This window comes from Bradyrhizobium genosp. L (assembly GCF_015624485.1).
Classification (GTDB): domain Bacteria; phylum Pseudomonadota; class Alphaproteobacteria; order Rhizobiales; family Xanthobacteraceae; genus Bradyrhizobium.
On sequence record NZ_CP061378.1, the window covers coordinates 7,157,751 to 7,179,611 of the forward strand.

Below are 21,861 nucleotides of genomic sequence, written 5' to 3' on the forward strand. Positions count from 1 at the left end.
GCTTTACGCCAAACGCGGCCAAATCACCATGCCCCGCGGGCTGCAAATGCGACGCCGGGGTCAGATTTGCCCCCTCGCCCCGCGCTCTTGTCCGCCGAAGCCTGCCTTCGGGCGAAGGCGGATGCGAAAGAGGGTTGGGGTGCGGGGCGCCTCCGCGGCATTGGTGAGAGATGGACTCGCGGCGAGTCCCCCTCACCCGCATCGCATCTACGATGCGATGCGACCTCTCCCCGCAGGCGGGGCGAGGTGAAGAGTCCAGCCTACGAAAACTCGTTCCAGCTGACGCGGCGGGCGTCGAGGTCGCCGAGGACGACCGGATCATGGATGTTGCGCACGCTCTGAAAGCCGCTGCGCAGGTAGATCAGGGGATCGACCGTGGTGGCGGCGCGGACATGCTGGACCTCGCCGATGAAGATCGAATGGGTCTTGGTCTCGAGCTGCTGGCTCAGCACGCAATCGAACGCGGCGACGGCGTCTTCCAGCACCGGCGCGCCGGTGGCGCCGGCGGTCCAGCGGCCGAAGCCGAAACGGTCGTCGCCATTGACGCCCTTCTGGCCGGAGAAGGTCAGCGCCAGCAGCGCGTGCTCCTCGTTGAGGAAGTTGATGACGAAGGCCCGTTCCTCGAGGATGCGGGCATGGGCGCTGGCGTTACGGTTAACGCAGACCAAAACCGAGGGCGGATTGTCGGACAGCGAGCAGGCCGAGGTCACGGTCAGGCCGGTGCGGTTGCCGGGCTCCTTGCCGACCGTCACCAGCGCGACCGCGCCGGCGCAATGGCGCATCGCCTGCTTGAAACTCTGTGCGTCGACCGTCATTCCGCGAACCTCGGTAGCAAGAAACTCCCCGTAAGATATGGAACAGCGGGTGCGAGGCAAGCCCCGCACCCCGCTGAGCTGTCATGCGGCCTTCTCGAACTCGGCGCCGAGATGCCTGAGCTTCGGCATCACCTCGTTCTTGAGCAGGTCTAAAGAGTGCTTCCAGGCCTCGGGCTTGTGCTTGTAGTCGAAGCCGAACACCAGGAGCACGCCGAAGCCGCCGACCTCCTGGTAGATCTTCTCGATCTTCTCGGTGACCGTCTTGGGCGAGCCGACGATCCAATTCCGGCGCGCGCAATATTCGACGGTGACGTCGCTGTCGGGCACATCCGGCGCATGCTTGAGATAGTCCTTGAAGCCGAAATGGCCGAGCAGCGGCAGGAAGTACTCGCCCATCATCCGGCCCATCATGTCGCCGGTCGAAAGCTTCCAGGCCTCCTCGTCGGTGTCGGCCACGAACACTTCGCGCACCAGCCGCCAGTCCTTGCGGCTCGGCTTGCGGCCGGTCTTGGCGGCTCCGGCCTCGACCGAGTCCCAGTGGCTGCCGACATAGGCCGGGTTGAGGTTGAGGCTCATCGGAATGAAGCCGCGCTCGCCGGCCAATTTCAGCGTGTCGGAATTCTTGGACAGGCCGGCGACGCCGATCGGCGGATGCGGCGCCTGCTGCGGCTTGATGTGCGGTTTGAGGAAATCGAACATCGTGTCCGGCTTGGTCACCGTCCAGAACTTGCCCTTGTGGGTCCAGGGCGCCGGGTCGGTCCACATCTTCAGGATGATCTCGAGCGCCTCGCGGGTCATGTCACGGTTCTGGCCCGACATGCCGTCGACGTTGAACATCGCCCAGTCGCTCGGCAGGCCTGAGGCTGCGACGCCGAAGTTCAGCCGGCCGTTGGAGAGATGGTCGAGCATCGCGACGCGGTTGGCGAGTTCGGCCGGATGGTGATACGGCAGCAGGAAGCCGCCGGGACCGATGCGCAGATTCTTGGTCTGCAGCAGCGCCTGCGCGATCAACAGATCGGGCGAGGGATGCGGCTCCCACGGCGCGGTATGATGCTCGCCGATCCAGGCTTCCTGGTAGCCGAGCTCATCGAGCCAGCGCAGGGTCTGCAGGTCCCAATCGTGGCCCTCCTTCAATCCGCACTCCGGCGGATGCGAGGGCATGGTGAAATATCCAAGCTCCATGGTGTGTTTCCTTCCTTCGCGTTGAAATCATGCAATGCGTCTTGTCGCGCATTCTCCGACAGCCGTGAGCAAGCGCTGTGCCAGCGCAGGAATGCGAGGGAATGAGGGAGAAAGCCGGGTTTTCAGCCGCGCGCCGCCGAGGTATCGGCTCGGCAGCGGCCTCGCCGTCTCACCGTCGCGCGACGGTGTCGCGAGCGATGAGACGGTCCGCCCGCAGCGCGGTGAACAGGCGGATCACGTTCACGGGGATCAGTGCGCTGTGCAGGATCGCGATGGGGGCCAAATGAAGCGTGAAGGCGTAGACCAGGAAGGTGACGTTGCTGCACAGCGCGACAAGCCGCAGCGGCACCATCCCCTTCATGTAGAAGGTCAGGAACACCAAAGAGCAGGCCACGTATCCGGCGACATCGACCCAACGCATCGCAGACCTCACTTCCGGAAGGTCCGCAGCCGTAGGCCCGTGCCGCGAATCTTCATGGCGGACGGTAGGTGGCAGGCCCCTCCGCGACATCATCCATCCGGGTGAGGCCGCTTCACGGTGCTGTGTCGCCACTCGTGATGCGGACGCTGCCGATCGCGGTGATCAGCCCGGCGAGTTCGGCCTGGCGTCCGGTCGCGGTCTTGGCGAACACGCGACGCAGATGCGTCTTGATGGTGTTGGGCGACAGCTTCAGGAGCTGCGCCGTCTCGACGATGGTGTTGCCGGACGACGCCGCCAGCGCCACCCGCGCCTCCGCCGGCGTCAATCCATAGGCGTCCATGATCTGCGCCAACGGAATCGAGCGGCGGTTCAGCGGGTCGACCACGAACAGCAGCACCGCGGCATTCTTCATACCGACGTCCGAGAGCCGTCCGAGATCCTTGCTGCGGATCGAGGTGACGAGGATGGTCAGGAGCCGGCCGTCGACGTGATGCGGCAGGCTCATGGTGCCGCCGGCCGCGCCCTGCTGCGCGGCGCGGACCAGGTCGGACAGCCGCTGCGAATGCGCCGTCGAATAGGTCGCGATCGCCTGCTGCAGCCGCAGCAGGCCATCGGCTGCCATGCCACGGGCCGCGACGTTGGCGAACAGCGCCCGCGCCTTGCGGTCGAGCACGATCACCCCGTCGGCCAGGTGCTCCAGGACATTGAATGCCGCGTGCTGCATCGCCAGGTAGCCATCGATCTGAAATCCGAGCGTCACCGATCGACACAGATGCGGTGACAACCATCTTAGAATCTGCTGTTCGTCAGGCTCCAACGGACCCCTGCGGCCGTTTTGGCAAATATTGAACGCCGCGCGAAAGTCGTGCCGTGCCGCGAGCGCCATCATGCCCGAATGCGCGACGTCCTGCGGCCGCAGCACCTCGTCATAGAATGACGTCGCTTCGAGCTCGGGGAAAGCGATGAGGCTGTCCGACAGCACCAACTGCCCCACCGGCTGATGCTCCATGCCGAGAGCGAACGGATTTCGCATATGCCGTTCCTCATAGGCCCGGCTACATTCCTCGCTGAGGCGGCCATTGAAATCGAAATAAACGCGTTCTGCGGTAAGCGACTTGCCGAACAGGATGCCCCCTTCGCTGTGCACGAGATCGGCGATCGCGGTGAGCGCTTTCGGCCACAGGTCATTCTCCGCCGCCGCGTCATAGATCAGGTCGAGGATCCTATCGATTTTCCCGCCCGAGAGATTCACCTGCTCTCCCCCATCGGCGGCCGCAGCTCCAATCTGAGGAGGTCGATCGGAACAATACCGCACGGTCCCGGCCGATGCCTCACCCGATCGGGTGAGGGCGGCGACCGGTCAAAATGCACTGCCTGCAACCTCCGTTGCTCTACACGTTGCGCCAGGCATTCGCCATGAACCGCTTCACACATCGGCAGCCGATGGCGCGCAAAGCTAGTCAGACCGCGCGACCGCGCCCGCCGGCTGCGGAGCAGGCATCGTCGCCGTGCCGGCCAGGGCCGACTGATCGCGGCTCGCGAGTTGCGAATCCGGCCGGTCGCGCAGCGATACGGTGACGATCATCAAGGCGATGACGATGAAATAGGCAAGCCACGCGCGGCGCGCCCATCGCCGATAGGTCGCGCGGTCTTCCTCGGAGGATTGATGCGCACCCGCCGGCGCGTGCGTTCCGGAAATCGACAGCCTGGTCATGACGGCGCCTCCCGCTTGAGCCGCGCGCCGACAGATGCCGATGCGCGATCGAGATCACCGGCAACCACCGGCTCGGACGACCATTGCTGAATACGGCAGCCCGGCGCGCTCCGTCATCATCCGTTCGGGTGACGGGACTGCGCGATTCCATCGCGGCGCGCCGCATGCAATCAAATCGAAGCAAAAGCCATCGAATTGATGCCCGGATCTTGGTCGTATGACCCATCCCGGATGGCGCTGCTTGCGCGTGTCGCACCGACGCTCACGCGCGGCGCCCGGATGCCGGCCGCGCTCGGCGTATCGTCGGCGACGATCGAGACCCGACTGCGTCACCGCTTCGGGAAGACCGCTGCCGCCTTCGTGGGCGAGTTCGCCAACACGGTGCGGAGCTGTGCCGGCAAGGCGCATCGTGCGTTGTTTATGGCCGGCAGAGGTTGCCCGCATCGCCTCCGCTCGCAGAGCCGGACGGTTCGGCGCCGAACAGCCTGAGCGGCGCGACAAGGCCGGCCAGTTCGACCTGACTGCGCACGCCGGTCTTGGCGAAGACGTGCCGCAGATGGGTCTTGACCGTGTTCGGCGAGATGCCGAGTTGCCTCGCGATCTGGGCAATCCCCAGACCACGCGCCGCCCCCAGCGCGGCCCTCGCCTCCGCCTGCGTCAACTGCCAGATGTCCATCAGCGAGGCCGCCGGCAATTCGGCCGGGCCGGCGGGATCAAGCACGAAGATCATCACCGCCGCCTGCTGCGGGTTGAGCGCCCGCAGACGGTCGATATCGCGGCTGCGCACCGACGAGACGAACAGGGTGATCAGCCGCCCGTCGTCGGGATGGGGCATGCTCATGGTCGCCGTCGGCTGGCCCCGCAGCACAGCCTGTATCAGGTCGTCGAGCCGCCGAGCGGCGCTCACCGCAAACGCCGAAACCATGCCGTTGCGCAGCCGCAGCGGACCGTCCGCCGAGCCGAGCAGCCGCGCGGCCTTGTTCGCCAGAATGATCCTGGCCGAGCGATCCAGCACGATGATGCCGGCCGCCAGGCGGTCCAGCGCCGGCGCATTTTCTCGCTGCAGCGACTTGTATTGCTCCAGACGAAAGCCGAGGTCGATCGCGCGGCGCATGTGCGGCAGGAGGCGGCGCAGCAGCGCCATCTGCTGCTCCTCGAACGGCCCTTGCCGCTCACCGCGACACAGATGGAACACGACGGTGAAGCCGCTTTGCTTGGCAAGCGAGACCATGGCTGCATGGGCGACTTGCTGCGGGCGAAGCACCTCGTGATAGAAGCCGGTCTTCTTCAGCTCGGACAGCGTGGTGACTTCGTCCGACCTGACCATCGCCCCCTTCAGCTGCTGGTCCATGTAAAGCGAGTACGGATTCCGCACGTACCGTTCGCGGTAGGCGCGCAGGCATTCTTCTCGCGACAGCGTGTGATGGTTGAAGTAAACTTTGCTCTCGCCGACGACCTGGCCGAACAATACACCGTTCACGCTCGCCGTGAGTTGTGCGACATGCACGAGCACGTCGGACCACAACGTCTCGTCCGCGGCAGCATCGTAGATCAGGTCGAGCAGCCGTTCCGGCAAATTCTCAGCAAAATTCATTGTTCGAATCGACTGAAAGATCAACGGGTGGCAACATTCGAATTTCGTGCCATCGCAATGGAATAGTCAAGCCGGTCCGACGGGATCCGTGCGCGGTTCCATCACCGCGCGGGATGACATTCACGCGACGAGGTCGAACAAAACCTGCCTCGATTTGATGCAATCCGGATTTTGAGCGGGCCCGCTCGCTACGTCATCCGTGATCATCCCGCCGCGCGACGCGGCGTCGCGCCCGATTCCACCTCCGGCGGCGGCGGAAGCTGCATCAGGATGGTCTGGCCGGTCGAGGCGATCTCGATGCCGTTCTCCTGGAAGCGCCGCTTCATGCGGCGGTTGAACTCGCGCTGCACCGACCAGCGGCCGCCATCGGTGCAACGGATCTGGCCGACGATCGTCACCATCGAGCCGTCGACCTTGTCGACGCCCCACAATTCGAGATCGCCGCGGATCACGGCGCGGAATTCCGGCGCCTGGCGCATCTCGGCGACGATGTCCTTGAGGATCTGGCCGGCGCGGTCGGTGTCCTCCTTGTAGGACACGTTGACGCTGACCGCGGCATTGCCGGCGCCGCGGCTGGCATTGGTGATCGTGGTCACCGCGCTGAACGGCACGACGTGCACCGAGCCGTCGCCGGCGCGCAGCCGCATGGTGCGGATCGAGACGTTCTCGACCACGCCCGACAGCCCCGAGACGGTAACGGCGTCGCCGACCTGCACGGTGTTCTCGATCAGCAGGAACAGCCCGGTGATGAGGTCCTGCACCAGCTTCTGCGAGCCGAAGCCGATCGCGATGCCGACGATGCCGGCACCGGCGAGCAGCGGCGCGACATTGACGCCGATCTCGCTCAGCGCCGTCAGCCCGACGACGGCTGTGATCAGGCAGAACAGGGCGGTGCGCAGCATCGGCTGGAAGGTGCGCAGACGCGCGGCACGGGCGAAATGCCCCTCGCGCGACAGCGCGTTGATCTGGCGGTCCATCAGCGCGTTGGCGACCTCCCAGATCGCGGCCGCAGCGAGCGCGGCGATCCCGATCGTCACCACCGCCGAGATCAGCCGGCTGCCGATCTGGCCGCCATAGAACCAGACGATGGCGTCGACGCCCCAGACCTCGAGCAGCGCGACGAAGCCGATCAGCGCGATCACGGTCGCCACCACCTTGCGCAGCAGCGGCAGGTAGCGGTTGGCGCGCGACTCCAGCCCCGGGAAACGCTGCAACAGGTCGGGCGAGATCCGGAAGCCCCGATCGATCAGGCTCAGCACCACCATGGTGACGAGGCGCGTCACCAGCAGCACCGCGACGGTGCCGACGAAATATTGCAGCAGCAGCGAATAGCCGTTGCGGATGTTGAGCGCCCATACCGCCCACAGCGCAAGGTCGAGCGCGATCGCCAGCACATGCCACAGGCTGGCGACGCGATTGCGGACCCGCGCCGCGAGGCCGGTGCGGTTCTCCGGCGCGCGGATCGCATCCGCGACCTGGCGGCGGCACTGCAGGATGATGACCACGATGAAGAGATGCACCACCAGCATCACCAGGCGAAGCACCGCGGCATAGCCGGCGCGATGCAGCCCGAGCAGCAGCGCGACGTTGGCAAAGCAGATGCCGGAGACACCGACGGCGACGATGCGCCGTGCCCAGATCTCGATATAGGCCGCGGTCTCGGCACGGACACGGATCAGGCCGAACGGGCCGGCCAGCGCCCGCACCACACAAATCAAAACACGCGAGAAGGCATAGGCGTTGACCACCGCGAGGATCACAAGCCGTGTGGTCGACTGGTCGCCGATCTCGGTACCGAGCAACGCGGTGGCGACGCCGACAAATACGACGACCGGCAGGACCTCGAGCACCAGCCGCCCGAGCACGAAAGGCAGCCGGACCACCGACTGCCAGGCCCGCGCCAGGCTGAGACGGCGGCGATGCAGCTCGGGTTCGGGCGTGACGTCGGCGACCGACGACGGCGGATCGACGACCGCCAGCGTCTGCGCCGGCACCTGCGCGGTTTGCGGCAGCCGCGCCTCCAGGAACGCCACCGGGCGCTTGATCAGGCGGAACACCACCCATTCGGCTGATAGCGCGCAGCCGAACACTAGCGCGAGCTTCCATGCGATGTCGATCAGCTGGTTGTAGGCGGCCGGATCGTTGGCGGTGCGCAGGAACCAGTAGTAGAAGGCCGGGAAGTGCGTCAGCGTGCGCGCGACATCGGCGACCTGGCTCGACACCTCGGTGACCTGTTCCGAGACCATCAGCAGGAGCTGCGCGCCGAGGCTGTCGGCAGTGAGCGGGATCGGCGACTGCTCCGGCGCGGGCTGCGGCGCGGCTTGCGGCGACGCATTGGCGATCGCGCGCAGCGTGTTGATGATCTCGCCGCGCTTCTTGTCGTCCTGCAGTGTCTCGAGTGCGCGCTTCGCCTGCTCCGGCGTCAGTGTGTCGCTGGTATTGGGTTGCGGCTGCGCCGGCTTGGCGGCCGGCTGTGCAACGGCGGGAGCAGCGAACAGCGTGACGAGGAGAAGGATCGCAAAGCGAAGTTTGTGCGACACGAGGGCCTCTTAAATAATTTGCGCGACGGAAGATTCGTCAACCCGAATCCGCCCTCGCGCGCTGGTCATGTCGATTGCCCCTTTTCGCCCCGATGATGTGTCGGAAGTTTGCCGTCGTCGCGGCCATCTCTTGGCAATTTGCCGCAGCACAAAATCGTCACAGGCGTTGCGCCTCGCTTAACGGCGCCGACCGCTCCGTGCCTTGGCTGTTCGCTGACGCGACGGCGTCACGACACGTCAGGGCTGCAGCGGGCGAATCTTTCGCTTGACGGTGACACGCCCTTATGATGTTCTCTTTTTGTTCTTTTTCCAGCAGCGTATCGAGGTTTTCATGCACGATGTTTTCGCCGAGACCGCACCGGTCAAGCTTTTCATTCAGGACGAAGGCGAGACGTCGCAGCACTTTATCCAGCATCTGCTGTGCGTGGTGTTCGGCAAATCCGAGCAGGAATCCATCGCAATCATCGCACGGATGGTGAACCAGAGCGGTATAGAATGCGGCCCATTTCCGCCGGCAGTGGCCCGAGCGCTGCTGGAGTCCGCGGAGCAATTGATCCGCGACAAGGAGCAACCGCTGTCGATCACGGCCGAGGCCGTCGATGCCATGCGCCCATGCGACCTCTGTGAATCGCCGAAATCGTCGACCAAGATTTTTCGCGGCGACGGAATGGCGTGCCTGTGCACCGACTGCGTGCTTGCGGTCAGGAGCAGTTCGGAGGACCTGCCGGGCGACGAATTCAGATTTGCCGTCACCGCGCTCGATTGGCATTTTGCCGGATTGCCACGCAACCAGATTCTGACGCGGTCGCGGCAATTTCCCGGCCATATGCGCGCCGACGTTCAGGTCGCAATCGAGAGACTGTTCACCGCGCCGCTACACTTCTTCGGTATCCACGAGGCATCGCGCTATGAGACCATCGACATCGCGGCCCTGATGAGGGGCGGCCGTAACGCACCGGCGATCGCCCCGCCGCAATATCAGGACGTCGATATCGGCGAGACCGAGCCGGTGAAATGCCTCGTCAATGGACTGTGGCTCTGCCGCAGCGGCGAACTGCGTTACACCGTGCTGCTGACATTCCATCGCGAATATGGCCACGAACCGGTATTGCGGATCGAACTCGCAGTCCCCACCGGCGCCGCCGGCAACGGCTTCGTGCAGCGCATCTTTGCCGAGCTGGAAGCCGCTGTCGATGGGGCGCGCTCCTACCGCGGCAAGATCCTCTCGCTGGAAGCTGATTCCAACTATCGCGGCCGCTCGCAGGGCGTCGCCGTGCACCGCTTGCCGACGGTCGGGCGCGACGCCGTGATTCTGCCGGAGCGGACGCTGCGGCTACTCGACCGCAACGTGCTCGACTTCGTCGGCAACCGCGAGCTGCTGCGCAAGCTCGGACAGTCGACCCGCAAGGGCATTCTGCTTTACGGCCCGCCCGGCACCGGCAAGACCCACACCATCCGCTATCTCGCCACCAACCTGCCCGGTCATACCACGCTGATCATCACCGCCGAGCAGGTCGGACTGCTCGGCGCCTATATGAGCCTCGCCCGCCTCTTGCAGCCGGCGATGGTCGTGATCGAGGACGTCGACCTGATCGCCCGTGACCGCGACGAGATGGGCAGCGCATGCGAGGAATCGCTGCTCAACAAACTGCTCAACGAGATGGACGGGCTGAAGGAGGATTGCGACATCCTGTTCGTGCTGACCACCAACCGGCCGGAAGAGCTCGAGAGCGCGCTGGCCGGGCGGCCCGGCCGCATCGACCAGGCGATCGAAGTGCCGCTGCCCGACGAGAGCGGCCGCGGCAAGCTGATCCGGCTCTACGGCCGGGGCCTGCCGCTGGAGGAACCGGTCGTCGACGAAGCGGTCCGCCGCACCGACGGCGTCAGCGCCGCCTTCATCAAGGAGCTGATGCGCCGCCTCGCCCAGTCCAGCATCGTCAGGGATGGCGGCGCGAGCGTCACACTGGACGACATCGACCGCGCGCTCGGCGAGATGCTGTTCGACGGCGGCCGTCTCAACGCGAAACTGCTCGGCGGCGCGCAGGGAATGAGCGCCGCGAGATAAAGCACAACTGATCCGCTCGCATGTGCGAGCCGGCAGAGCTACGCCAGCAGTCCATCAACTCCGCATCGCCGCCGGCAACATCAGTCCGCGTTCGCCCGCCACGACGCGGGCGAGCTCGGCGGAGGTGCGCTCCAGCACGCGCTCCCAGGCCTGCGGCTTGTCCTGGCGGAACAACCGCATGGTCGGATACCAGGGGGTGTCCTCGCGGTGGCGCAGCCAGCGCCAGTCGAGCGCGTAGGGGCAGAGCAGCCAGACCGGACGGCCGAGCGCGCCGGCGAGATGCGCCACCGAGGTATCGACGGCGATGACGAGGTCGAGCGCAGAGACGGCCGCCGCGGTGTCGGCGAAATCGCCGAGCATCGGCGCGAGATCGGTGACATCGGCGCCAAGGCGCTGCAGCACCGGAACATCGTCCGGCCGCGCTTCCTTCTGCAGGCTGAACAGCCTGACCCCGGGCATGATCAGCCGCGGCAGCACCGCCTCGGACGGCAGCGAGCGCTGGCGGTCGCCCTTGTGCTTGGGATTGCCGGCCCAGACCACGCCGACCTTCAGCGCGGTTTCCCCGGCAAGGGCCTCGCGCCAGCGCGCAAGCTTGGCGGCGTCCGCATGCAGATAGGGCACCGCGGCGGGAATGGTCTCGACCGTGGTGCGGAACAGCCGCGGCAGGCTCATCAGCGGCAGTTGCAGATCGAAGGACGGCAGCGGCTCGCCGCGGGCAAACACCGCGACGTCAGGCAGCATGGCGCGCACCAGCGAAGCCAACGCCGGCTGCACCTGCAGGATGATGCGACCGCCGGCCTTCGCCACCACCGTCGGCACATAGCGGACGAAATTGATGACGTCGCCGAGCCCGTATTCGGCGAACAGCAGCAGGGTGCGGCCGGCGAGCGCCTCGCCCTGCCATTCCGGTCCCTCGAACACGGGATCGCCGTCGCTCAGCATCTTGGATTTGCGGCGCCATTTATATTCCTCGAAACCCTTCTCGAACTCGCCGTTCATCAACAGGAAATGCGCATGATTGTAATGCGCGAGTGCCTGCTCGGGATCGAGCTCGATGGCGTGGCGCGAGGCCACCAGCGCCGCGTCGATGTCGCCGGCATTGCGTAGCGCGACCGCGAGATTGGCGTAGCCCTTGGCGTAGTCGGGATCGATCTCGATGGCGCGGCGGTGCGCGGCAACGGCGACCTCGACCAGGTTCTGCGCCTCGAAGATGATCCCGAGATTGGTGTGCGCGGCGGCATAATCCGGCTTCAGCGCCAGCGCCAGCTCGGCATAGCCGACCGCCTCGTCGACCTCCCCGAGCTCGAACAGGCAGGCACCGAGATTGTTGAGGATGACGTGGTCGGACGGATCGCGCACCGTGATCTGGCGGTAGAGCCGGGCCGCCTCCTCGCGCTGGCCGTCCTCGTGCAGCACCAGCGCGAGCAGGCGCAGCGCAATGAGGTTGTCCGGGTCGAGCGCGATGGTGCGGCGATAATGCAGGATCGCGTCTTCCAGCTTGCCCTGGCGATAGTGCACGCCGGCGAGGCTGCAATGCAGTCCGGAATCATCGGGGTTGATGCCGAGCCCGCGACGATAGGCGGTCGCGGCTTCGTCGAACTTCTTCTGGTCAGCCAGCGCATTGCCGAGATTGAGCCAGACGCCGCGATGCTGCGGATCGCGCGCGATCACCTGGCGATAGACGTCCTCCGCCTGCCGCGGCCGGCCCTGCCCGGCGAGAGCGACGGCGAGGTTGAAGCGCGCCCGCGTCAATGCCGGATCGAGTGCGATGGCGCGCCGAAACGCCGTCTCGGCCTCGTCGAAGCGCGTCAGATCGGAGAATGCGACACCGAGCTTGACGTGCAGGCCGGCATCCTTCGGCCGCAGCGCCACGCCGCGCTGGAACGCCGCCAGCGCGCCCTCACGCTCGCCCTTCACCGCGAGCGCATCGCCGAGCGTGGCGAAGGCCGGCCCGTGCTGCGGATCGAGGCTGAACACCCGGTTCAGCAGCACCGCGCCTTCGGCGGCGCGATCGGTGACAAAGGCGATCACGGCGGACAGATGCAGCGCCGGGATATGATCGGGATCAGCGGTGAGGATGTCGCCGCACAGCGCATGCGCCTCCTGCGCGCGGCCCGCGCCATAATGCGCCACCGCATCCAGCATCATCCGTTCAACCGCTGCACCAGCCACGTACCGCCCCCGCCCATGGAATCCCGATGCGGATTAAACGCGCGGCGCCGCCAATTCCGGCACCCGATTATCGTCGGATCGGTATTTCCACGGCCCGCTTGACTTGCACGCCATCATGTAACATACGAAGTTACATGATACGCGACAGCCGATTGTCAGGCGTGCTGCACGGCCTGCTCCACATGATCGGGGCCGGCGAGCCGGTGACGTCCGAGCAGCTCGCAAAAGCGATGGCGACCAACCCGGTCGTGGTCCGCCGCGTGATGGCGGGGCTGCGCGAACAGGGCCTGGTCCGCTCGGAGAAGGGCCATGGCGGCGGCTGGACGCTGGCGCGCGATCCTGCCGACATCACGCTCGCCGACATCTATCGCGCGGTCGGCGCGCCCACGATCGTCGCGATGGGCCACCGCAGCGAGAACCCGGGCTGTTTGGTCGAACAGGCCGTCAACGACGCGCTGTCCGGTACGTTTCGCGAGGTCGAGGCGATCTTCCTGAAGCGGCTCGGCGCCGTGACGCTGGAGGCGCTCGCCAGGGACTTCAAGCGCCGGCTTGCGAAGCACCGGCAGACCCTCAAGGACCAGATTCATGCCGGCAAGTGAACGTCCTGGGCACGCGCCCCAGCTCTTCAACGATCCCGCACATTGGGACAGGATGGTTGCGACCTACGAGGCGCAGTCGCAGCCATTCACGACGCATTTCGCCGAAGCCGCGCTGGCGACGCTTCGGATCGGTCCGTCATCGAAGGTGCTTGATGTCGCGACCGGCACGGGCGCAGCAGCGCTCGCCGCCGCCCGCACCGGCGCCGACGTCACCGCGATCGATTTCTCCGCCGGCATGGTGCAGCGGGTGCGTGCTCACGGCGTGCCGAACATCGCGGCGCGCCAGATGGACGGCCAGGCGCTCGATCTGCCGGATGCCGCGTTCGATGCGACGCTGTCGGTGTTCGGCGTGATGCTGTTTGCGGACTGGCGCGCCGGGTTGCGCGAGATGGCGCGGGTGACGCGGCCCGGCGGATCGACCGCGATCGCGGTCTGGAAGAGCGCCGACGGCGCCGCGGTGCATCTCTTGCTGTCACAGATCATCCGGACACTCTATCCCGATCTCGTCAGCCCGCTGCCGTGGACCGGGCTCGCCGCGCTCGCCGATCCCGAGCGGCTTGCCGCAGCCGTTACCATCGCCGGCTTTGCGGAGCCTGCGATCACAGAAGTCACGCACGATTTCAGACTCAATGTCGCCGATGACGGTGCCAGCCGGCTGTTTGAATTCAGCGGGCATTGGAGCGTGCTTGACGCGGAGCAGCGCGCCGCAGTCACCCGCGCGTTCATGGCGCAGGTCGCGCGCGGACGGATCGGCGACATCCTTCCGATTCCCTCCACCGCGCTGATCGCAACGGCGCGGCGGCCGCGCTAGCGTCCGGGCGTGAATCCGCGTCACTGCGTGCGCAGAATGAGAAAGATCGATCGCGGGGCCGCCTGATCGCAGCCCGCCGCATGCCGCCGAATTTCTCAAAGCGTGCAATCACGTAGCGGCCTGGCAACGGATTGTCACAAAAGCAAGCTTGGCCCGAGATTCCGCGGGCGCCGCCGCCCGGCCGCGTATTACAACAGTTTTATTTCGAAATGTGCTGTCGGCCTGCTGCGGCAGGCCGGCGCAACGGGAGTTTACTTTGTTGATCGCCGGATTTCTCGCACGGACTGGTTTCCGTTTTGCCGCCGCGCGCGCGATCGCGCGCCGTGCGCTCTGTAGCCTCGGCCTGATCATCGCAGCGCTGTTCGGCCCGGTTGCCGCGGCGAGCGCGCAGGCGCCGGCCGTGGCGTCGGTCGCGCCCAACTCGGGACCTGCGGGCACGACGGTGACCATCGCGGGCGGCGGCTTCAGCACCGCAACGGCCGTCAACTTCGGTGGCACTCCCGCAACGAGCTTCACCGTGATCGGGAACGAGCAGATGACCGCCGTCGCACCTGCAGGCGCCGGCACGGTCGATATCACGGTGACCAATCCGAGCGGGACGTCGAGCATATCGCCGGTCGACCGGTTCACCTATCTCTCGCCGCCGACGGTCACTTCGATCTCGCCGACGGCGGGCCCGGTCGGCGGCGGCACGACCGTCACCATCACCGGCAGCAATTTCACCGGCGCCACCGCGGTGATGTTCGGCGGGACGAGCGCGACATTCACCGTCAATACGGCAAGCCGGATCACGGCGACGTCACCGCCCGGAGCCGGCACCGTCGACGTCACCGTGACAGGTCCGGGAGGGACATCGGCGACGTCGGCCGCCGACCAGTTCACCTATACCGGGCCGCCGGCCGTGACCTCGGTCTCGCCAGGCACGGGACCTTCCACGGGCGGCACATCGGTGACCATCACCGGCAAGGGATTCTCCGGCGCCACATCAATCATGTTCGGCGCGACCGGTGCGACAGGCTTCACCGTCAACTCGGATACGTCGATCACGGCAACCTCGCCGGCCGGCACCGGGACCGTCGACGTGACGGTGACGACCCCGATCGGCACCTCGCCGACGTCGGCGGCGGACCAGTTCAACTATACCAACGGGCCGACGGTGACCGCGGTGTCGCCGGCATCCGGCCCCGCCGCGGGCGGGACCTCGGTGACGGTCACCGGCACCAATTTCACCGGGGCGACCGCGGTGAAATTCGGCGCGAGCAATGCGACAGGCTTCACGGTGAACTCTGCGACGTCGATCACCGCGACCTCGCCCGCGGGCACCGGCACGGTGGATATCACGGTGACCACACCGGCCGGCACCTCGGCGATTTCGGCGGCAGACCGCTTCGGCTACGCTTCATCATCCGCGCAGACCACCCAGACCACGCTGGCCTCGTCGCAGAACCCGTCCAGTTCCGGCCAGTCCGTGACGTTCACCGCGACGGTCACCTCGGCCGGCGGCACGCCGACGGGCACGGTCACATTCAGCGACAACGGCACGCCGATCGGAAGCGCGACATTGGCCGCGGGCACCGCAAGCTTCGCGACGTCGTCGCTCGCCGTCGGCAGCCATCCCATCACGGCCAGCTATTCCGGCAATGGCGCGTTTGGGGCCAGCACGTCGCCGGCATTGCCGCAGAGCGTCAGCGTGCCCGGCGACAGCGTCAAGCTGCGCGCGTTGCAGCTCAACATCACCAAGCTGGTGGCGCAGGAGTCGGGCCAGGCGATCTCGGGCGCGATCGACAGCGCGATCTCCGAAGGCTTCAGCGACGACGGCGGCAGCTTCGCCTCGACAAGCGGCACCGGCATGCGCTTCAATTTCGCCGCCGATCCCGCCGGCCAGGCCGCGCAGGGCGACGCGAGCGACCGCAGCGCCTACGCATCGAACAACACATCGCGTGCCGGCGGCCGCGCCGGCAGCAATCCGCGCATCGACAATGCCTTCGCCGCGATCGACCGGCAGATGCCGGCCAAGGCGCCGCCGAAAACCTATCGCGAGGCCAGCAACTGGCTGTTCTGGATCGACGTCCGCGGCAGCATCATCGACCGCTGGTCCGGCTCGACCGCGCCTGGCACCGGCACCGCGCAATCGTCACTCTCCGGCGGCCAGGTCAATGCGCTGATGGGACTGACCTACAAGATGGCGCCGAACGTCCTGGTCGGTGCCATCGCGGGCTACGAGAATTTCAACTACACCGAACAGAACATCAGCGGAAAGCTCACCGGTGACGGCTGGACCGTCGGCCCCTATCTCGGCTGGAAGATCACGCCGACGCTGCGCTACGATGCTGCCGTGGCCTATTCCGGGATCGGCTACAACGGCATTGCCGGCGCCGCGCAGGGCAATTTCAACGGCAACCGCTGGTTGTTCGCGACCGGGCTGACCGGGACCTACAGGATGCAGCAGCTGCTGATCGAGCCGTCGGCGCGCGTCTATGCGCTGTGGGAGCACGAGAACGCCTATGTCGACACGCTCGGCACGCTGCAGACGGCGCGCGATTTCACCACCGGCCGCGCCTCGGGCGGCGTCAAGCTGAGCTATCCGCTGGCGTGGCGCGACAATGCCGCGCTGGCTCCCTATGCCGGGATCTATGGCGACTATTACTTCAACAGGGATGACGCGGCCGCGATCGGCGCGCTCGCCTCGACGCCGCTGCTCGACGGCTGGTCGGCCCGCCTGATCGGCGGCCTCAACGCAAGGCTCGCCGGCGGCGCGATGCTCGGCATCGGCGGCGAATATGGCGGGATCGGCGGCGACATACGGATCTGGCGGCTGACGGCGAAGGCCCGCGTGCCGTTCAACTGACCAACGGCGTCACGCAAACGATCGCGCGTCGCGCTCGCGATCGTGCTTGGTCGTGTCGTCGGTCGGCGGCTGCAGACCGGGGCTGTTGGCCCAGCGATCGAGCTCCTCGATAATCCGCTCGTGGCTCGGCCGCTGCGGCGGAGACGCGCCGGGCTCTTGAGAGAGTTTTCGCGGCAGCTTGACCTTGTCCGTCATCGCAATCGCTCCTGCAACGCCAGCTGACTATCTGCGATCTGTCGATCTTTCCGGTGCGCCGGCGGGCGGCGCGACAGGTGAGGCCTGCTCCCACGGCGCCGGCAGGATGACCCTCGCCGGCGGAAGATCCTGCGTGGTGCGCTGAATATTGGCGTCCGGCGGTCGATGCCCGCCATCCGCGCCGTCCGCATATGCGAGGACGGCGCAGACGCCGAGCGCAAACGCGGCCATCGCCAATCTCGCTGGGATCACCGAACGCATGACACCGAGGGTGAGAGGCCTGACGTTGCCGGCCGGATGACGTGGAGCCATGGCACCTGTTCCTCACGCAATACAAGCCTGGGTGACGCGCGCGGTCGCAACGGCGCGCAGCACATTCCCTCGCCTCGGGTTCTGCCGGCGTCTTTATCTGTGGTGATGCCTGAGATAATCGTGCAGCGAGCTCGAGCCCGTCTCCTTGAGCAGGGTCTTGAGCATCATGTCCTTGCGGCGGCCTTCGGCGAAATGCTCGCCATACTTCTTGCGCAACGCGGCGACTTTTGTGTTGCCATGTTTGCGTTCGATCCGGCCGCTGTTGTCGCGATGACGGCCGTCGAGACCCTTGCGTGCCTTTGCCATGTCCTGCCTCCGATGTGCTGATGGCGTGAGGCGCCGCGCCTTGGCGTGGTGCCTCACGTCGCTTTGATGCGGGTCAGGTCTTGATGTCGTCCGGCAGCTTGCCACCATTGGCGGCGAGCTTGGCCATCACCTGCTTGTGCAGCCAGACATTCATGGTGGCGCTGTCGTTGGCGTCGCCGGTGTAGTGCAGCTCCTTGGCGAGCTCCTTGCGCGCAGCAAGGCTGGAGTCGAGGCCGAGCGCCTTCATCAGGTCGACGATCGAGGTCCGCCAGGCCAGCCGCTCGCCGGTCGCAGCCGCCGCCTTGTCGACAATGGCCGCGACGTCGACGGTTTGCGGCGCGGCCGCCGGCGAAGCGGTCGGCGTTGCCGCAGGCGACCCGCCCGGCGCGGCATTTGGCGCGGCGGCCGTTGCGGTCGGAGGGGTCTTGGCCTGGGCCGAGCCGTGGCCGAAGATTGCACCCATGATGCTTCCAAAAATGCTCATGATCCTTCACTCCGTGCGCCTGACGTCGCGCGGTTGGATCCCGCGACGAGGCAAACGATAGGCAGGCGATCAGGCGGGCGGAAGATGACCTTCGTCACTATCGAGCCGTCGGGCAGCGTGGTGCAATCGGTGCTTGACGCGTGCGCCATTCACGCCGGCCACGCGACGAAAGCCATTCATCGCGCGCTCCACGTGCGGTGAAGTCAGCCGCCCCGGCCCGATTCGCCAGCCCCGAGAAAGTCGGGGCGGCTGACACAGGCACAACGTCTCCGTCATTGCGAGCGAAGCCTAGTCTAGCAATCCATCGATCCCCGAGTTGAGACGTGGATTGCTTCGCTACGCTCGCAATGACGGGATGAGAATTCGATTTACAGCTGCCGCCGGCGAATGGTCTGGGCGAGCTCCGCAAAGCTTTCCACGATGCCTGTGCCGGTCTTTGCGCTCACCGGCCTGACGCTCGACTTCGCCAGTTCGCCGATCGCGCCGGCGCTGCCGGCGGCTTCGGGAAGATCGATCTTGTTCAACAGCGCCTTGTAGGGCCGGCCCGGAAAGCGCGCCTCGAAGCCGCGCACCAGCTCGACCATGCGCGTCACCGTCTGCGGCCGCGTCACGTCCGCGACGATGATGGCGGCGGAGGCGCCGGTGACATAGACGGTGTCGAAGATCTGGGTGCCGAAATCGCCGTCGGTGTCCCACAGCACGAGGCGCATCGGCTCGCCGCCATCGGCCGGCGCGACATCATGGCTCAGAATCTCGACGCCGAGGGTCGATTTGTACTGGCCCTCGAAGCGGTCATAGACCAGCCGATACAGGATCGACGTCTTGCCGACCCCCATATCGCCGAGCAGCATGACTTTCGCGGTCAGCATCAGCGCGACACTTCCGATCGGTAGACGGTCTCGAACGACACCCGGCGGTTACCGCCACCGGCTGCGTCGAGCTGGTCGGTGATCGGCATGGTCGCCGCCCGCGACACCAGGATCAGCCGCGTCGGCTCGATCCCGAACGCAGTCAGGGAGCGCATCACCTGCTCCGCCCGCTTGCGCGCGAGCGTCTTGTTGGCGCCCTCGGTGCCGCTCTGGTCGGCATAGCCGACAATGCGCACCCGCAAATCATTGTTGGCCAGCAAGCCGGCGAGTTCGCGGAGTTGCTGCTCGGCCTGATCCTTGTCGAGGAATTCATCGGACTTGTTGACGAAGAACACCGCCGTTGCGGCGACATAACGATCGAGCCGCGCAGCCGGGCCGTCGGCGATCGCCGCGAGCGTTGCGGATTGCTCGCCGAGCTTTCCGACCTGCTCGCCAAGCTTGTCATATTGCGCGGCGAGCCCGGTATTCTGCGCGGCGGCCGCCTTCGCTTGCGCAGCCGTCGCATCGCGGATCTGGTCGAGGCTCGCCTGCAGCCGCGCCATGCCCTGCTGCAGATCCGCGATACCGGCCTGCGAGGCCGCGACCTGCTCCGGTCCGGGCACGCGGCCGATCCGGTCGACGATTCGATACGGCGCGGCAGCGGACGCGAGCGCATCGACCAGCGGTGCGATGGCGACCTGGCTCGGCTCGACGCCGGCGACCGCGACGCTGTGATCGTGATGATCGAAATCGAGCCGCAGCGGGAATGATTTCAGCAACGGCTCCTTGGCCGTCAGCTGCTCCAGCACGGCATGGGTGCGTCGCTCGAGCAGCCCGCGGCTCACGGCCGCTGCGCCGAACCAGACCAGCACGCCGGCGATCGCCGCGAGCAAAGTGAACAGGATGACCTTGCCGCGGCCGCTCTTTGCCTTGCGCGGCGTGTCGTCGGTTTCGATCGACGTCGCCAGCGACGCCAGCATCTTGGCATCGCAGGTCGCGCCGCGGTCGATGCGCTCGATCGCATCGAAGAACAGCGCGTTGATCCTGGCGTTGTCGGCAGGACGCAGCGGGCCGAGGCACTGCGCCGCCAGGATGTAGCGCGGCGAGGCGCGCAGCGCGATCTCGCGTCCGCCGAAATCGAGCGTCTGCAGATTGCCTTCGCCGGCCAGCGCCTGCACCGAAAACTCCAGGATCGCGGCGACCATCGCGCTCAGCAGGTCGGCGCGCTCATCGGGCGTTTCGTCGCGCTTCCAGTCCGCGACCAGGCGGCCGTTGCCGCGCTCGATGATCAGGAGGCGGTTGACCCGCGGCGGATTGTCCGCCAGCACGAACTCGCTGATCGGCCGTCCGGTGGCCAGCGACTTGACGCGGCCGACCCAGAGCTGGGTCGACGTGAGAGCGTTGATGCGCTGCTCGAGCGTGGCGATGACTTCCCTGAAGGAGTTCGCCACCGCGGCGCTGACCAGCCGGCCGACGATCGGATAGAGCGCCTCGACCATCAGCTCGCGTGAATTCTTGATCTCGCTCCTGATCGCAGCGACCACGGTGGGCGCGATCGCGTTGGCGAGCTCGCGGGGACGGCTGACCTCGGCGCGCTCGAGCGCTTCGATCAGGATGTCGGCGGTCGCCGATTCCAGGCGATCGGCGGAGCCGACATATTGCTGAAGCGACGCGAGATCGGACTCCAGCGACGTCAGACGCGTCGCCTCCGGCTGAAACAGCAATACCTTGAGCTGCTCGATCTCGCGGTTCTGGCCGGCAGCGGCTGCCATGCTATCTGCCCGTGCGGCCCGATCCCAATCCGCTGATCGCCGCGCCGAGCTGGGTGATGGCCGACCCGATGTCCTTCAACGAATCGAGCCGCTTCTGCTCGGTGTCGCGTTCGAGATCGGAGAGTCGCGCCTGCAGGGTGGTCAGCTCGTTGGTGAAATCCGCCTGCATCTGCTTGAGCGAGGCCTGCATCTCGTCGCGCAGCCCGGCGAGATTGGTCTCCAGCGAGCGTTGCGCTCCACCGAACAGGAGGTCGCGAACCTGATCGATCGTCGCCGCGCCGTGCGCCGCCGTGTCGGCACCATTGCCCGCCGCCGGAGCGCTCGCGAGCCCATCCGCGTCCTTGGTCTGGCGCTCGATACCCTTCATGGTCGTCCCCTGCTCACTCAAAGCTTCCGCAATCCCGGCACGCGATCTCAAAAACCGATCCGGAACAATCCTATAGCCAATTTTGCGGGCGCGGCCCAGAGCAACACGATCAATCGCGTGCGGATTCAACCGTCGGCGCACGCTCGCGGGCAATTATTCCTAGTAAGTTATTGCCTTTATTGCCAGTTCTGTACGGTTCTTGACCTGGCATTTTTCCAGGATGGTGCTGACATAGTTCTTCACGGTTCCTTCGGCCAAATGCAGCCGCTCGCCGATCTCGGTATTGCTCATGCCAGCGACGATCAGCGTGAGGATTTCGTTCTCCCGCGCGGTCAGGCCGTCGCGCACCGGCAGCTTGGCCGAGACCCGCGGGCCGCGCAGCCGCTTGAACTCGTCGAGGATGCGCGCGGCGACGCTCGGCGACAGGCCGGACTGGCCGTTCATCACGGCGCGGATCGTCGCTGCGATCTCGTCGATCCTGGCATCTTTCAGAAGATACGCCTTGGCGCCCGCGCTGACCGCCTCGAAGATCAGGTCGTTGGTCTCGAACGTGGTCAGCACGACGATGTGGGTCTGCGGCAGCTCGCGCAGGATACGCTGGGTCGCCGCGATGCCGTCGACCCGCGGCATCTGCAGATCCATCAGGATGATGTCGGGCCGGTAGCGCCGTGCAAACTCGATGGCCTGCTCGCCATCGGCCGCGCCTGGAAGGATTTCGAAATCGTCGTTCTGCTGGGCCAGCAGCGTGGCGATGCCTTCCCTGATCAGGGCCTGATCCTCGGCGAGCAGTACCCGTACTTTATCGACCTTGCTCAC

At 66.3% G+C, this 21,861-nt stretch carries 19 protein-coding genes; 4 read left to right on the forward strand and 15 right to left on the reverse strand.

Annotation, left to right across the window (positions count from 1 at the left end):
* Positions 1-260: 260 nt before the first annotated feature.
* The 7 genes from IC762_RS34010 to IC762_RS34040 all read right to left on the reverse strand — a co-directional run bounded on the left by IC762_RS34010 (position 261) and on the right by IC762_RS34040 (position 8,266).
* Positions 261-815, reverse strand: a complete 555-nt coding sequence (locus IC762_RS34010) for a flavin reductase family protein (RefSeq protein ID WP_195786434.1) — start codon at positions 813-815, stop codon at positions 261-263.
* A gap of 81 nt (positions 816-896) precedes the next feature.
* Positions 897-1,997 (reverse strand): LLM class flavin-dependent oxidoreductase, encoded by a 1,101-nt coding sequence (locus tag IC762_RS34015; protein ID WP_195786435.1) that lies wholly within the window; start codon positions 1,995-1,997, stop codon positions 897-899.
* 169 nt (positions 1,998-2,166) lie between these two features.
* Complete coding sequence (locus IC762_RS34020; RefSeq protein ID WP_195786436.1) at positions 2,167-2,418, reverse strand: hypothetical protein; 252 nt, start codon at positions 2,416-2,418, stop codon at positions 2,167-2,169.
* Between the two features lie 112 nt (positions 2,419-2,530).
* Entirely contained in the window at positions 2,531-3,670 is a 1,140-nt protein-coding gene (locus tag IC762_RS34025) for a helix-turn-helix transcriptional regulator (RefSeq protein WP_195786437.1), read from the reverse strand.
* A gap of 204 nt (positions 3,671-3,874) precedes the next feature.
* Positions 3,875-4,132 carry a hypothetical protein gene (locus tag IC762_RS34030; protein WP_195786438.1) on the reverse strand — a complete coding sequence of 86 codons (258 nt, stop codon included), beginning with the start codon at positions 4,130-4,132 and terminating at the stop codon, positions 3,875-3,877.
* A gap of 418 nt (positions 4,133-4,550) precedes the next feature.
* Entirely contained in the window at positions 4,551-5,726 is a 1,176-nt protein-coding gene (locus IC762_RS34035; RefSeq protein ID WP_195786439.1) for a helix-turn-helix transcriptional regulator, read from the reverse strand.
* Positions 5,727-5,929: 203 nt separating this feature from the next.
* Complete coding sequence (locus IC762_RS34040) at positions 5,930-8,266, reverse strand: mechanosensitive ion channel family protein (RefSeq protein WP_195786440.1); 2,337 nt, start codon at positions 8,264-8,266, stop codon at positions 5,930-5,932.
* A 331-nt stretch (positions 8,267-8,597) separates the two neighbouring features.
* Between IC762_RS34040 and IC762_RS34045 the strand changes: the two genes are divergently transcribed.
* Entirely contained in the window at positions 8,598-10,331 is a 1,734-nt protein-coding gene (locus IC762_RS34045) for an ATP-binding protein (protein ID WP_195786441.1), read from the forward strand.
* 54 nt (positions 10,332-10,385) lie between these two features.
* Here IC762_RS34045 and IC762_RS34050 read toward each other — a convergent pair whose 3' ends face one another.
* The gene (locus tag IC762_RS34050; protein WP_195790407.1) at positions 10,386-12,479 is read right to left on the reverse strand and encodes a tetratricopeptide repeat protein; all 2,094 of its coding nucleotides are present in this window, start codon (positions 12,477-12,479) and stop codon (positions 10,386-10,388) included.
* A 158-nt stretch (positions 12,480-12,637) separates the two neighbouring features.
* Here IC762_RS34050 and IC762_RS34055 point away from each other — a divergent pair, with 158 nt between their 5' ends.
* From IC762_RS34055 to IC762_RS34065, 3 genes are all read left to right on the forward strand, one after another.
* Complete coding sequence (locus tag IC762_RS34055; RefSeq protein ID WP_195786442.1) at positions 12,638-13,102, forward strand: Rrf2 family transcriptional regulator; 465 nt, start codon at positions 12,638-12,640, stop codon at positions 13,100-13,102.
* A 52-nt stretch (positions 13,103-13,154) separates the two neighbouring features.
* Positions 13,155-13,913 (forward strand): class I SAM-dependent methyltransferase, encoded by a 759-nt coding sequence (locus tag IC762_RS34060; RefSeq protein ID WP_195790408.1) that lies wholly within the window; start codon positions 13,155-13,157, stop codon positions 13,911-13,913.
* 259 nt (positions 13,914-14,172) lie between these two features.
* On the forward strand, positions 14,173-16,761 hold the full coding sequence (locus IC762_RS34065) for an IPT/TIG domain-containing protein (protein WP_246801360.1): 2,589 nt from the start codon (positions 14,173-14,175) through the stop codon (positions 16,759-16,761).
* Between the two features lie 9 nt (positions 16,762-16,770).
* Here the strand turns inward: IC762_RS34065 and IC762_RS34070 are convergent, their stop codons facing one another.
* The 7 genes from IC762_RS34070 to IC762_RS34100 all read right to left on the reverse strand — a co-directional run bounded on the left by IC762_RS34070 (position 16,771) and on the right by IC762_RS34100 (position 21,861).
* Positions 16,771-16,956, reverse strand: a complete 186-nt coding sequence (locus IC762_RS34070) for a hypothetical protein (protein ID WP_195786443.1) — start codon at positions 16,954-16,956, stop codon at positions 16,771-16,773.
* A gap of 405 nt (positions 16,957-17,361) precedes the next feature.
* A complete protein-coding gene (locus IC762_RS34075; protein ID WP_195786444.1) occupies positions 17,362-17,574 on the reverse strand; it encodes a hypothetical protein in 213 nt (70 codons plus the stop codon).
* A 73-nt stretch (positions 17,575-17,647) separates the two neighbouring features.
* Positions 17,648-18,058, reverse strand: a complete 411-nt coding sequence (locus tag IC762_RS34080; RefSeq protein WP_195786445.1) for a DUF3597 domain-containing protein — start codon at positions 18,056-18,058, stop codon at positions 17,648-17,650.
* A 368-nt stretch (positions 18,059-18,426) separates the two neighbouring features.
* A complete protein-coding gene (locus IC762_RS34085) occupies positions 18,427-18,927 on the reverse strand; it encodes a Rab family GTPase (protein ID WP_195786446.1) in 501 nt (166 codons plus the stop codon).
* Positions 18,927-20,678 carry an OmpA family protein gene (locus tag IC762_RS34090; protein ID WP_195786447.1) on the reverse strand — a complete coding sequence of 584 codons (1,752 nt, stop codon included), beginning with the start codon at positions 20,676-20,678 and terminating at the stop codon, positions 18,927-18,929. The genes IC762_RS34085 and IC762_RS34090 overlap by 1 nt, the downstream gene beginning before the upstream one ends.
* A gap of 1 nt (position 20,679) precedes the next feature.
* Complete coding sequence (locus tag IC762_RS34095; RefSeq protein WP_195786448.1) at positions 20,680-21,045, reverse strand: hypothetical protein; 366 nt, start codon at positions 21,043-21,045, stop codon at positions 20,680-20,682.
* Positions 21,046-21,204: 159 nt separating this feature from the next.
* Complete coding sequence (locus tag IC762_RS34100; RefSeq protein WP_195786449.1) at positions 21,205-21,861, reverse strand: response regulator transcription factor; 657 nt, start codon at positions 21,859-21,861, stop codon at positions 21,205-21,207.

Bases quoted from the DNA above. Each gene is read 5' to 3' on its own strand.
- IC762_RS34015 (WP_195786435.1), bottom strand. From the start codon at position 1,997: ATGGAGCTTGGATATTTCACCATGCCCTCGCATCCGCCGGAGTGCGGA.
- IC762_RS34095 (WP_195786448.1), bottom strand. From the start codon at position 21,045: ATGAAGGGTATCGAGCGCCAGACCAAGGACGCGGATGGGCTCGCGAGC.
- IC762_RS34045 (WP_195786441.1), top strand. From the start codon at position 8,598: ATGCACGATGTTTTCGCCGAGACCGCACCGGTCAAGCTTTTCATTCAG.
- IC762_RS34070 (WP_195786443.1), bottom strand. From the start codon at position 16,956: ATGACGGACAAGGTCAAGCTGCCGCGAAAACTCTCTCAAGAGCCCGGC.
- IC762_RS34020 (WP_195786436.1), bottom strand. From the start codon at position 2,418: ATGCGTTGGGTCGATGTCGCCGGATACGTGGCCTGCTCTTTGGTGTTC.
- IC762_RS34080 (WP_195786445.1), bottom strand. From the start codon at position 18,058: ATGAGCATTTTTGGAAGCATCATGGGTGCAATCTTCGGCCACGGCTCG.
- IC762_RS34090 (WP_195786447.1), bottom strand. From the start codon at position 20,678: ATGGCAGCCGCTGCCGGCCAGAACCGCGAGATCGAGCAGCTCAAGGTA.
- IC762_RS34055 (WP_195786442.1), top strand. From the start codon at position 12,638: ATGATACGCGACAGCCGATTGTCAGGCGTGCTGCACGGCCTGCTCCAC.
- IC762_RS34035 (WP_195786439.1), bottom strand. From the start codon at position 5,726: ATGAATTTTGCTGAGAATTTGCCGGAACGGCTGCTCGACCTGATCTAC.
- IC762_RS34050 (WP_195790407.1), bottom strand. From the start codon at position 12,479: ATGATGCTGGATGCGGTGGCGCATTATGGCGCGGGCCGCGCGCAGGAG.
- IC762_RS34030 (WP_195786438.1), bottom strand. From the start codon at position 4,132: ATGACCAGGCTGTCGATTTCCGGAACGCACGCGCCGGCGGGTGCGCAT.
- IC762_RS34075 (WP_195786444.1), bottom strand. From the start codon at position 17,574: ATGGCAAAGGCACGCAAGGGTCTCGACGGCCGTCATCGCGACAACAGC.
- IC762_RS34010 (WP_195786434.1), bottom strand. From the start codon at position 815: ATGACGGTCGACGCACAGAGTTTCAAGCAGGCGATGCGCCATTGCGCC.
- IC762_RS34085 (WP_195786446.1), bottom strand. From the start codon at position 18,927: ATGCTGACCGCGAAAGTCATGCTGCTCGGCGATATGGGGGTCGGCAAG.
- IC762_RS34060 (WP_195790408.1), top strand. From the start codon at position 13,155: ATGGTTGCGACCTACGAGGCGCAGTCGCAGCCATTCACGACGCATTTC.